Raw genomic sequence first — 11,635 nt, 5'->3', positions numbered from 1 at the left:
CGCAGGTGGCGACGGCCAACCGTTATCGTCAACCGGTGCACACCATATCGCGTCATGTCCGCGACGGCCTGTGTCGGTCGGCCACGCTTCGGCGGGGCTGCACTCAGGTACGCATGACCAGGCAAGAACCGACAAGAAAGGTAGTGCTATGGCACAGATCACGATGAGCGAAATGCTCAAGGCCGGCGTCCACTTCGGTCACCAGACCCGTCGTTGGAACCCCAAGATGAAGCAGTACATCTTGATGGAGCGCAACGGCATCCACATCATCAACCTGTTCAAGTCGCTGGAGCTGATCGACAAGGCCTATGACTTCATCAAGGCCACCGTCGCCCACAACGGCACCGTGCTGTTCGTCGGCACCAAGAAGCAGGCCCAGGAAGCCGTGCAGACCCAGGCCACGCGCGTGAACATGCCCTACGTGTCCGAGCGTTGGCTCGGCGGCATGCTGACCAACTTCCAGACCGTCTCCAAGCGTGTGAGCCGTCTGAAGGAACTTGAGGAGATGGACTTCTCCGACGTGCACGGCTCCGGTCTGACCAAGAAGGAACTGCTGCTGCTGGAGCGCGAGAAGGATAAGCTGGAGAAGCAGCTTGGCGGTATCCGCAACATGGTCCGCACCCCCTCCGCGATGTTCGTCGTGGACATCAACAAGGAATCGCTCGCCGTCGAGGAAGCCCACAAGCTGGGCATCCCGGTCGTGGCCCTCGTCGACACCAACACCGACCCGGAGTCCGTCGATTACCCGATTCCGGCCAACGATGACGCCATCCGCGGCATCGAGCTGCTGACCAGCCTGATGGCCGACGCAGTGGCCGATGGCCTGCTGGAGCGTTCCGGCCGGGCCGCCAAGGCCGAGGGCGAGACCGAAGCCGAGCAGCCGATGGCCGCTTGGGAGAAGGAACTGCTGACCGAGGGCGCTTCCGCTGAAGCTGCTCCGGCCGCCGAGGCCGAGGAAGCCAAGGCCGAGTGACCTACCTCCTGTAGTATGGGAGGTGCAACAGCCTCCCATCACTATGGGGACACATTTTTAACGAGGAGACAAATCAATGGCAGCAATCACTGCAGCTTTGATCAAGCAGGTGCGCGAAGACACCGGCGCCGGCATGATGGACGTCAAGAAGGCTCTCACCGAGGCCGAGGGTGATGTCGCCCGCGCCAAGGAGATCATCCGCGCCAAGGGCATCCAGGCCGCTGGCAAGCGCGAAGGCCGCAAGGCCCAGGAAGGCACCATCGCCTCCAAGGTGATCGAGTCCGCCGAAGGCCAGACCGGTTACGCCGTCGAGCTCAATTCCGAGACCGACTTCGTGGCCAAGACCCCGAAGTTCGTCGAATTCGCCGACACCGTGCTCGGCTACGCCGTGGCCGCCGACGCGAACAACGCCGACGAGCTCCTGGCGTCCAACGCCGAGGACGGCACCGTCAAGGTCGCCGTCGAAGAGGCGGCCGCCCTGTTCGGCGAGCACGTCAAGGTCGGCCAGTTCGCCAAGATCTCCGGCCCGCACGTCGAGATCTACGCGCACAAGAAGTCCGTCGAGATGCCCCCGAGCATCGTCGCGATGATCGCCACCGACGAAGCCGGTGCCAAGGTCGCTCACGAGGCCGCTCTGCAGATTTCCGCCATGGGCGCCAAGTGGCTCAGCCGTGAGGACGTTCCGGCCGATGTCGTCGAGTCCGAGCGTCGCGTCGCCACCGAGAAGTCCCTGGCCGAAGGCAAGCCCGAGAAGATCGTTCCGAAGATCGTCGAAGGCCGTCTCAACGCCTTCTACAAGGAAGTCGTCCTGCTTGAGCAGCCGTTCGTCAAGGATCCGTCCAAGACCGTCGGCAAGCTGTTCGAGGAAGTCGGCGGCAAGGCCGTGGCCTTCGCCCGTATCGAGGTCGGCAAGGGCGAAGAGGAGTGAATCGAACCGCGAAGGTTTGATTCGTCCCGCTCCGGTCCGCATCATCGGGCCGGGGAGCAGACTGTGAGCTGAGATGAACCTCAACAAAGGCGGTCCGCGCTTTCATGCGTCGGCCGCCTTTGTCATACCTGGCATGGCCGGCGCGGCCATGCCAGCCGACAGCATGCAATCACACGAATAACGAAAAATCATATGGGGGATCATGACGATGATTTCATCGTTGATGGGGAGCGGAACGGCGCAGCCCACCTGCCGCAGAAACGAATGGCCGAAGAACCGCATGGCATCGGATAGGACCGACCGGCATGCGCTGATCATGCCGGGCACCGGATACAACTGCGATCGGCCGCTGCTGTATTACTGCGCGATGGCGTTGGCCGATGCCGGCTGGTTCGTGGAACGGCTCGACGTCGATGCGGACCTGTCGAAGACCCTCGCGCCGAGAATATTCTCGATGCTGTCCGGAGCTGTCGACGACTGGCTGGATGGCATCCCTCGCCGGTCGAGTCCGGCATCGCAGCCGCGCACCCTGGTGGTGGCGAAATCGCTGTCGACGTTCATCTACCCGCATGTGTCCCGGCTCGGCGTCCCGATGGCCTTGCTGACGCCCGTGCTGTCGCCGGCCGACTTCGATCCGACACGGTCCGTCATCCCCGTGCCGGGCGATGACGATTACGAGCCCGGCTCGGCTCCCGAACCGCTGATCTGCGCAGGAACCGCGGACCCGCTGTACCGCAGCGACCGGGCCCATCGTCTCAGTGGCCTCGTGCATGAGTACCCGCAGGCCAATCATTCGATAGAGGTTCCCGGCCGGTGGCGCACTTCTGCGTCGTATCTCGACGACGTGGTGGCCCGGGTCGAGGAATTCGCCGAATCGCTGTGATCGCGCGAGTCGCTACCGGGCACTGTCGCAGTTTGCGGATACGCTGATAGGCAGTATGTCGGGCGGTTCCGGCTCACGAAGCATCAGGGAACCGATATCAGAAAGGCTATGCATGGCAGATGGAGTAGCGGCGGATCAGCCACGAAGGGTATTGCTGAAACTGTCTGGTGAGGCGTTCGGCGGCGGAAAGGTCGGCATCGATACGCAGGTGATTCGTCGCATCGCCGAGGAGATCGTCCCCGCCGTGCGGCAGGGCGTTCAGGTCGCCATCGTCGTCGGCGGAGGCAACTTCTTCCGCGGCGCGGAATTGCAGCAGGCCGGCATCGACCGTTCCCGCGGCGATTACATGGGCATGCTGGGCACGGTGATGAACTGCCTCGCGCTGCAGGATTTCCTGGAGCAGGAGGGGCAGGCCACCCGCGTGCAGACGGCCATCACCATGGGTCAGGTCGCCGAGCCGTACATTCCGCTCAAGGCCATCCGCCACTTGGAGAAGGGCCGCGTCGTGATCTTCGGCGCCGGTGCGGGCATGCCGTATTTCTCCACCGATACGGTGTCCATCCAGCGTTCGCTGGAGATTCATTGCGATGAGGTCGTTATGGGCAAGAACGGCGTCGACGGCGTCTACACCTCCGACCCCCGCAAGGACGCAGATGCCAAGCGTTTCGCAACGCTGAGCTACAACCGCGCCCTTGTCGACAACCTGGCGGTCATGGATGCCGCCGCGCTGTCCATGGCCCGCGACAACAGGAAGCGCATCCGCGTGTTCGGTCTCGAAGAGGCCGGCAACGTGACCCGCGCGCTGCTCGGCGAGGAGATCGGCACGCTGGTGTCCACCGCCGAATCCACGCTCGCGTGAGCGACGCGCATCGGTGATCGCGCGTCTGCATCCAACCCGGGAAACCAACTTCAACGAAGAACAACAACAAGGAGCACAAAATGGCCAATCCTGTCGAACAAGCCAAGGAACAGATGAACAAGTCCGTAGAGAACACCAAGGAGAACTTCGCGGGCATCCGCACTGGCCGCGCCAACCCCGCGCTGCTCAATGGCATCGTCGTTGACTACTACGGTGCTCCGACTCCACTGAAGGCCGTCGCGTCCATCGGCGTGCCGGAGCCCCGCACCCTTTCCGTCACCCCGTTCGACGTGTCCCAGGCCAGCAAGGTCGAGAAGGCCCTGCGCGACTCCGATCTCGGCGTCAACCCGAACCGCGATGGCAACGTCATCCGCATCACCATGCCGGAGCTGACCAGCGAGCGTCGCAAGGAATACGTCAAGCTCGCCAAGTCGAAGGCCGAGGACGGCAAGGTCGCCGTGCGCAACATCCGCCGCAAGGCCAAGGAGACCATCGACAAGTCCGTCAAGGACGGCGAGATGGGCGAGGACGAGGGCGATCGTCTGCTCAAGGAGCTCGACAAGGTCACCAAGCAGGTCACCGACCAGCTCGACGCGCTGTTCGAGACCAAGCAGAAGGAGATCATGGAGGTCTGACCTTCATGACGAAATCGTTGAACCGGACGCGGCATGTGACCATCGCCTCGTCCGGTTCGCTATGATGAAGGCAGAATCATCATGGCACCATCGACTTACGGAGGCGGTTGAACATCATGGAACACAACGACCAGCTTCATGTGGAGGCCGAGGAGGCCCTGGCGAACATCAACAAGAAGACCGGGCGCAACATGCCGCAGGCGGTCGCGACCGGCGCGGTGCTCGTCATCATCATATTGGCGAGCCTGCTGATCCGCATCGACGTGTTCGTGCTGCTGATCGTCGTGTTCATGGTGCTTGCGCTGTGGGAGCTCCGTGTCGATTTCGCCACGGTCGGTCTGCATATCCCGGTCGTCGCGCTGTGGCTGTGTTCGGCGGCCATCCTGCTCGGCACCTATTACAGCCCGTACCATTTCGGCACGATGGCGCTGCTGACGATGGCGACGCTGATGCTGGTGGCCATTCTCGCCACCGCCCGGTTCAGCTTCGGCAACTGGCTTTCGCTCGCCGTCGCATCCAAGCTGTCGAGCTCCGACGCCGCCGCGCGCGAGCAGTCGTCGTTCAATCATGAGAAAGGCGAACTGCATCACAGTCGGCTGTCGCATGTCGCTGTCTCGATACTCACCGTGCTGTACATCCCTACGCTGGCCAGCTGCATCGTGCTGTCGCTGGTGTTCAACGGGCATCCGGTCGCGCACGCGATCACGCTGGTGTTCCTGCCGGCCCTGAGCGATACCGGCGGCCTGTTCTTCGGCGCATGGTTCGGCAAGCACAAGCTGTCGCCGCGCATCTCCCCCAAGAAATCGGTCGAGGGACTGTTCGGTTCGATCCTGTTCGCGATGATCGGCGCGTTCGCGGTGTTCTTCTGCACGTATGACGGCGCGGTGTGGGCGTCGCGCTGGTGGGTTCCGATCGTCATGGGAGTACTGACCGGCGTCGCAGGCACGTTCGGCGACCTGTGCGCGTCCATGCTCAAGCGCGATATCGGCATCAAGGATATGGGACACCTGCTCAAGGGTCATGGAGGCGTGATGGATCGTGTGGATTCCATCCTCATGTGCGCGCCGTTCCTGGCCGGACTGCTGTGGATTGTCGGCATGTGACGGTCGTCTCGACGATCGGACATGACGATGCGGGAAGCGACGACAAGATACGAACGATGATGGAGGAGCAATGACGACCGGGCATGCGCAGGATGCGGAACAGCCGGAGACCGGAATCACCCCCGGCGACAAGGGGGCTTTCCGCGACGTGCTGTCCAAGGACCATGCCCGACGGGGCAAGCCGCCGGTGCATCTGGTGGACATGACGCCTGACGAGCGCATCGCCAGGGCGAAGGATCTGGGATTGCCGAAGTTCCGTGTCAAGCAGCTGGCGAACCATTACTTCGGCCGGCTGGAGACCGAGTCCGAGGCGTTCACCGACCTGCCTGCCGCCACACGCGGCGATATCGTCGAGGCGTTCTTCCCGCCTCTGATCGACGAGGTGACCCATCAGGTGGCCGATCAGGGCACCACCATCAAGACGCTGTGGCGCCTTTTCGATGGCTCTCACATCGAATCCGTACTCATGCGTTACCCGAACCGCACCACGTTATGCATCTCCAGCCAGGTCGGCTGCGGCATGGGCTGTCCGTTCTGCGCGACCGGTAAGCTTGGACTCACCCGCAACATGTCGACCGGCGAGATTCTGGAACAGGTGCGCGTCGCCGCTCGTATGATGCGCGACGGCGAAGTGGCCGGAGGCCCCGGCCGGCTCAGCAACATCGTGTTCATGGGCATGGGCGAGCCGATGGGCAACTACCGGTCCGTGCTATCCGCCGTGCGCCAGATCAGCGCGATGCCTCCCGAAGGGTTCGGCATCTCCGCGCGTAACATCACCGTATCGACCGTCGGCGTCGTGCCCGGCATCAGGAAGCTCACGGCCGAGGGCATCCCGGTGCGTCTGGCCGTGTCGCTGCACGCGCCCAGTGATGCGCTTCGCGACGAGCTCGTGCCGATGAACAAGCGTTTCAACACCACTCAGGTGCTCGACGCCGCCCACGATTACTTCCTGTCGTCCAAGCGCCGCGTCAGCATCGAATACGCGTTGATGCGCGGCATCAACGACCAGGCCGAGCACGCGCGACTGCTGGCCAAGCGGCTCAACCATTACGGCGACGATTGGGCGCATGTTAACCCAATCCCGCTCAACCCGATCGAGGGATCTCGCTGGACCGCATCCAAGCCCGAGGATGAGCAGCAGTTCCTCGATATCCTGCACCATGCCGGAATCACGGCCACCCTGCGTGACACCCGAGGCTCCGATATCGACGGCGCCTGCGGCCAGCTCGCCGCCAAGACCAAAGAGGCCTTCGCGGCCTAACCGCGCTCTCACTGCTGCAGGCCGCGAATCTCGAACCGCAGAGGGCGCGGCCTTCCCGTCCCATGTAGCGGAACGCCGCGGCACTGCTGTAACGGGCGGACGCTACCCTTGGTGTCCGTACAACAACCGAGCTTGATAAGGGAGCAATCATGTCGTTGGCCGTCCGAGTCATTCCATGCCTAGATGTCGATGCGGGACGAGTGGTCAAGGGCGTGCATTTCGAGAACCTGCGTGATGCCGGCGACCCGGTCGAGCTGGCGGGGGAGTACTACCGTCAGGGTGCCGACGAGCTGACCTTTTTGGACGTGACCGCCTCCAGCTCGCACCGCCAGACCATGATCGACGTGGTCAGCCACACCGCAGAGCAGGTGTTCATCCCGATGACCGTCGGCGGAGGCGTGCGTACTCCCGAGGACGTCGACTCGCTGCTGCGTTGCGGCGCCGACAAGGTGGGCGTCAACACCGCAGCCATCAACGACCCGACGCTGATCAGCCGCGTCGCCGACCGATTCGGCAATCAGGTGCTGGTGCTGTCGGTCGATGCCCGCCGCGAGCAGGGCGAACAGCATACGCAGTCCGGGTTCGAGGTGACCACGATGGGTGGGCGCAAGTCCACCGGCATCGACGCGATCTGGTGGGTCAAGCGGGCCGAGGAACTGGGCGCTGGCGAGATCCTGCTCAACTCGATGGACGCGGACGGCACCCGTGAGGGCTTCGATTTGGAGATGATCAAGGCAGTGCGCCGCGAGGTCAAGATACCGATCATCGCCTCCGGTGGCGCGGGCAAGGCCGCTGATTTTCCCCCGGCCATCGCCGCCGGTGCGGATGCGGTGCTCGCCGCGTCGATCTTCCATTACGGTCTGGTGACCATCCGCGAGGTCAAGCAGGCGCTTCGGTCCGCGGGATACACGGTTCGCCTATGAATCGCGGCGGAACCGGACGGCGATGATTCGCCGCATGCATGAACACGACTCCATAGGGACATGAACAGGAATATGAAGGACATGACAGATACGCAATCCACCATCGACTATGACAACACCGACGAACTCGACCCGCGCATCGCTGCGCGGCTCAAGCGTGACGCGCGCGGGCTGGTCGCCGCGGTCATCCAGCAGTATGACACGCACGAGGTGCTGATGGTCGGCTACATGAACGACGAGGCGCTGCGGCGCACGTTGACGACCGGTCGCGTGACGTTCTGGTCTCGCTCCCGTCAGGAATACTGGCGCAAGGGGGACACGTCCGGCCATGTGCAGTATGTGAAGTCCCTGGCGCTGGATTGTGACGGCGATGCGATTCTGGTTCAGGTCGACCAGGTGGGTGCCGCCTGCCATACCGGCAAGCGCTCGTGCTTCGAGGAGGGCGGCCCGTTGCCGGTCGTCGTCGGAAACCGTACCGCGGAACAGGAGAATGCGTGATGAGCGAGCGGCGTATTGACGATGCCGGTGTGGCCGGCGGCCTGCACGATGATGGGGCCGCGTGCAGCGTCGAGCCTCTCGAATGGGGCGGCACATGGCCGGACCGCGCCCAGTTCCATCGGCTTGCCGACGCCGGATACCGTGTGGTTCCCATCGTGCGGCGACTGCTCGCCGATTCGTTGACGCCCGTGGGCTTTTACGAGCGTCTCGCCGGGGGCCGTTCGGGAACGTTCATTCTGGAATCGGCGGAATACGGTGGTTCCTGGAGCCGATACAGCTTCATCGGCGTCAATTCGATGGCTCAACTGCGCTCCGATCACGGCAAGGCGAACTGGCTCGGCCAGGTGCCGGCCGGAGTGCCCACTGAGGGTGACGTGATTGAGGTGGCCCATGCCGCGCTCAAGGTGCTCAAGGCGCCGCACGTGGCCGGACTGCCGAACCTGACCAGCGGACTGGTCGGCTCCGTCGGCTGGGATGCCATCCGCCATTGGGAGCCCAAACTGCGCGCCGAGGCGCCGGATGAGACCGGCCAGCCGGAGGTGACGCTGGCCTTGGCCACCGACATCGCAGTGGTCGATCATGTGTCCGGCTCGGTGTGGCTGATAGCCAATGCGGTGAACGTCGACGACCGGCCGACCCGCGCCGATGCCGCGTATGACGAGGCCATCGAACGGCTGGATGCCATGCAGCGCAAGGCCGCCACGCCGGTGGCGGGGGAGGCCCGCGTGAGCGTGCTTGACCGAAGCATGCCCCAGCCCCAGCTGCGGTTCCGCACCGCCAAGGCCGAGTATGAGCGCTGGGTGGAGGAGACGAAGCGGCACATCGTCGACGGCGATGTGTTCCAGACGGTGATATCCCAGCGTCTGGATCTGGATTCGCCAGCTGACCCGTTCGACGTGTACCGTGTGCTGCGCACGCTCAACCCCAGTCCGTACATGTATTTCATGACGCTCACCGACGCCGAGGGACGCGATTTCAACGTGATCGGTTCCAGCCCCGAGACGCTGATCAAGGTCGACAACGGGCATGCGATGACCTTCCCGATCGCCGGTTCCCGTCCGCGCGGCGCCACTCCGGAAGAGGATGAGCGCCTTGCCAAGGAATTGCTCGCCGATCCAAAGGAGCGTAGCGAGCACATCATGCTCGTCGACCTGTCGCGCAACGACTTGAGCAAGGTCTGCCTGCCCAGCAGCGTCGAGGTCGTGCAGCTGATGGACATCAAGCGTTTCAGCCACATCATGCACATCTGCTCGACGGTTACTGGCACGGTCGATCCGAACCTGACCACGTTCGACGTGTTCATGTCGGCGTTCCCGGCGGGCACGCTGTCCGGAGCTCCCAAGCCCCGCGCGATCGAGATCATCGACGAGCTGGAGGCGGCCGACCGAGGCATCTACGGCGGGACAGTTGGCTATTTCGACTTCTCCGGCAATATGGACATGGCCATCGCCATCCGCACCGCCTTCCTGCGCGATCATCAGGCCAGCGTGCAGGCCGGTGCCGGTCTCGTGCTCGATTCGGTGCCCGCCACCGAATGGCAGGAGACGCGAAGCAAGGCCGAAGCCAGTGTCGAGGCCATCCAGATAGCAGCGCAGCTGCGTAGCGTCGAGTAGACGCCCCGCGGTACCGATCGCCTTTGCGCCCCGCCCCGGCGTGTCCTTGATGACACGCCGGGGCGTTTTCCGTATCGTGCCCGGCATTGCGGTCGTCGCGTGAGCAGGATGAAGATGGCTGCGTGACCAGAATGACTCTGGTAATGTGAGGAGTGTCACATTATGAGGATGAGCTTGATTCGAGCGTCGAAGGAATGGACGACACGCCGTATAGGCCGGTGTTCCGTAAGGTTTTTCGCGGGGGACTCCGTTGTTGTCGATGGGGATGGCCTTGACGACTAGAAGAGAAAAAAAATAAATTGTAAACTTTATATACATAAATCTGTCATGCTTACTGGCGGGCGGTGTTGCACGCCGTGGGTTACCATCTGTGTGACCGGTGACACGACACAAATGTTAATGTAGTTGACATTTCCTTGGCATGCCTTTACACTAACTAATTAGTTGCCACGACGAGGAGGCAACATCCATCTCAATGGAGGAGTTAGGAATATGGTAGCTAAGAAACGACTGCTTGCTGGTCTGGCGTCGCTGACTGTCATGGGCATCGCCCTTGCCGGTTGCGGTTCATCCACGAACAACAGCAGCAATACCCCCAAAGACGAAAAGGTGACGATCACCTACATGCATCGCCTGCCGGATAACAAGGGCATGACGCTGGTCAATGACATCGTGGCCAAGTGGAACAAGGACAACCCGAACATCCAGGTCAAGGCCACCAAGTTCGATGGTGCGGCTCAGGACATGATCAAGAAGCTGGCGACCGACGTCAAGGCCGGCGCCGCTCCTGATCTGGCTCAGGTCGGATACGCCGAGTTGCCTGAGGTCTTCAATCAGGGCCTGTTGCAGGACGTCACCGAAGAGGCCGCAAAGTACAAGGACCACTTCGCTGAGGGTCCGTTCTCCATGATGCAGATCGGTGGCAAGGCCTACGGTCTGCCGCAGGACACCGGCCCCCTGACGTACTTCTACAACGCCAAGGAGTTCGAGAAGCTCGGCATCACCGTGCCGAAGACCGCTGACGAGCTTATCGCGACCGCCAAGAAGACCGCCGCCCAGGGTAAGTACATCATGACGTTCCAGCCCGATGAGGGCATGATGACGATGTCCGGCACTTCCGGCGCTTCCGGCGCGTGGTACAAGACTGAGGGTAATGCCTGGAAGGTCGACACCCAGACTGCAGGCTCCAAGGCCGTGGCCAAGGTGTACCAGCAGCTGCTCGACGACAAGTCCGCGCTCACCAACCCGCGTTGGGATCCGTCCTTCGACGCCTCCATTAACAAGGGTCAGCTGATCGGCACTGTGGCTGCCGCTTGGGAAGCCCCGCTGTTCATCAGCTCCGCCGGTGGCACCGGCAAGGGGGAGTGGAAGGTCGCCCAGCTGCCCGATTGGTTCGGCAACGGCACCAAGACCGGCTCCGACGGTGGTTCCGGCGTGGCTGTGCTCAAGGGCTCGAAGCACCCGGCCGAGGCCATGAAGTTCCTCGACTGGTTCAACACCCAGGTTCCGGATCTGGTCTCCCAGGGTCTGGTCGTGGCCGCCACCACTGAGGCTGCCAAGACTCCGGCTGCGTGGTCCGAGTTCTTCAGCAACCAGGACATCATGGCTGAGTTCAAGAAAGCGAACGACAACATGGCTTCGTTCAACTACATCCCGGGCTTCTCCGCCGTGGGTTCAGCGATGAACGAGACTGCTGCCAAGGCCGCCACTGGTGACGCCAAGGTCTCCGACATCTTCGACACCGCTCAGAAGACTTCCGTCGAAGCGCTGAAGAACGCCAAGCTCCCTGTCAAGGAGTGAACATAACCCGGTCCGGTGATGGATAAGCTGAAAAGTTCCGTCCATCACCCAAGACCCCCGATGCCTCAGGCATCATAAAATGAAAGGCCGGGGATTCGGACTCCGGCCTTTCATATGTCCAAGAGTACATGCTCGTGGAATCGTTTTTCTGTTTTTCGA

At 62.6% G+C, this 11,635-nt stretch carries 11 protein-coding genes; all 11 read left to right on the top strand.

The features are described from left to right. Nucleotides 1–148: 148 nt before the first annotated feature. On the top strand, nt 149–973 hold the full coding sequence (gene rpsB, locus MMB49_RS05280) for a 30S ribosomal protein S2 (RefSeq protein WP_003816510.1): 825 nt from the start codon (nt 149–151) through the stop codon (nt 971–973). A 76-nt stretch (nt 974–1,049) separates the two neighbouring features. Beyond that, the gene (gene tsf, locus MMB49_RS05275) at nt 1,050–1,901 is read left to right on the top strand and encodes a translation elongation factor Ts (RefSeq protein ID WP_003813341.1); all 852 of its coding nucleotides are present in this window, start codon (nt 1,050–1,052) and stop codon (nt 1,899–1,901) included. 280 nt (nt 1,902–2,181) lie between these two features. Continuing rightward, a complete protein-coding gene (locus MMB49_RS05270) occupies nt 2,182–2,784 on the top strand; it encodes a hypothetical protein (RefSeq protein WP_047272260.1) in 603 nt (200 codons plus the stop codon). 112 nt (nt 2,785–2,896) lie between these two features. After that, the gene (gene pyrH / locus MMB49_RS05265; protein ID WP_003813336.1) at nt 2,897–3,643 is read left to right on the top strand and encodes a UMP kinase; all 747 of its coding nucleotides are present in this window, start codon (nt 2,897–2,899) and stop codon (nt 3,641–3,643) included. 80 nt (nt 3,644–3,723) lie between these two features. Further along, entirely contained in the window at nt 3,724–4,278 is a 555-nt protein-coding gene (frr, locus tag MMB49_RS05260) for a ribosome recycling factor (protein WP_003813334.1), read from the top strand. A 116-nt stretch (nt 4,279–4,394) separates the two neighbouring features. Then, nucleotides 4,395–5,381, top strand: a complete 987-nt coding sequence (locus MMB49_RS05255) for a phosphatidate cytidylyltransferase (protein WP_003813332.1) — start codon at nt 4,395–4,397, stop codon at nt 5,379–5,381. A 70-nt stretch (nt 5,382–5,451) separates the two neighbouring features. Then, nucleotides 5,452–6,642: a 23S rRNA (adenine(2503)-C(2))-methyltransferase RlmN gene (rlmN, locus tag MMB49_RS05250; protein ID WP_013363517.1), complete on the top strand. Its 1,191-nt coding sequence runs from the start codon at nt 5,452–5,454 to the stop codon at nt 6,640–6,642. 149 nt (nt 6,643–6,791) lie between these two features. Next, a complete protein-coding gene (gene hisF, locus MMB49_RS05245) occupies nt 6,792–7,565 on the top strand; it encodes an imidazole glycerol phosphate synthase subunit HisF (RefSeq protein ID WP_003813327.1) in 774 nt (257 codons plus the stop codon). Between the two features lie 81 nt (nt 7,566–7,646). Continuing rightward, nucleotides 7,647–8,063, top strand: coding sequence for a phosphoribosyl-AMP cyclohydrolase (gene hisI, locus MMB49_RS05240; RefSeq protein ID WP_003819257.1), 417 nt, complete (start codon nt 7,647–7,649; stop codon nt 8,061–8,063). Further along, a complete protein-coding gene (trpE, locus tag MMB49_RS05235) occupies nt 8,063–9,676 on the top strand; it encodes an anthranilate synthase component I (protein WP_022174122.1) in 1,614 nt (537 codons plus the stop codon). Before hisI ends, trpE begins: the two co-directional genes overlap by 1 nt. Before the next feature lie 492 nt (nt 9,677–10,168). After that, complete coding sequence (locus MMB49_RS05230; RefSeq protein ID WP_047272258.1) at nt 10,169–11,476, top strand: ABC transporter substrate-binding protein; 1,308 nt, start codon at nt 10,169–10,171, stop codon at nt 11,474–11,476. Nucleotides 11,477–11,635 lie beyond the last annotated feature (159 nt).

It is taken from the genome of Bifidobacterium sp. SKU (assembly GCF_026016405.1).
Classification (GTDB): Bacteria; Actinomycetota; Actinomycetes; order Actinomycetales; family Bifidobacteriaceae; genus Bifidobacterium; species Bifidobacterium bifidum.
Note: the sequence above shows the minus strand (reverse complement) of the source record. Positions and strands in the feature narration are given on the sequence as shown.

Coding starts and splice junctions, on each gene's coding strand:
- rpsB (WP_003816510.1), top strand. CDS start 149: ATGGCACAGATCACGATGAGCGAAATGCTCAAGGCCGGCGTCCACTTC.
- tsf (WP_003813341.1), top strand. CDS start 1,050: ATGGCAGCAATCACTGCAGCTTTGATCAAGCAGGTGCGCGAAGACACC.
- MMB49_RS05270 (WP_047272260.1), top strand. CDS start 2,182: ATGGCATCGGATAGGACCGACCGGCATGCGCTGATCATGCCGGGCACC.
- pyrH (WP_003813336.1), top strand. CDS start 2,897: ATGGCAGATGGAGTAGCGGCGGATCAGCCACGAAGGGTATTGCTGAAA.
- frr (WP_003813334.1), top strand. CDS start 3,724: ATGGCCAATCCTGTCGAACAAGCCAAGGAACAGATGAACAAGTCCGTA.
- MMB49_RS05255 (WP_003813332.1), top strand. CDS start 4,395: ATGGAACACAACGACCAGCTTCATGTGGAGGCCGAGGAGGCCCTGGCG.
- rlmN (WP_013363517.1), top strand. CDS start 5,452: ATGACGACCGGGCATGCGCAGGATGCGGAACAGCCGGAGACCGGAATC.
- hisF (WP_003813327.1), top strand. CDS start 6,792: ATGTCGTTGGCCGTCCGAGTCATTCCATGCCTAGATGTCGATGCGGGA.
- hisI (WP_003819257.1), top strand. CDS start 7,647: ATGACAGATACGCAATCCACCATCGACTATGACAACACCGACGAACTC.
- trpE (WP_022174122.1), top strand. CDS start 8,063: ATGAGCGAGCGGCGTATTGACGATGCCGGTGTGGCCGGCGGCCTGCAC.
- MMB49_RS05230 (WP_047272258.1), top strand. CDS start 10,169: ATGGTAGCTAAGAAACGACTGCTTGCTGGTCTGGCGTCGCTGACTGTC.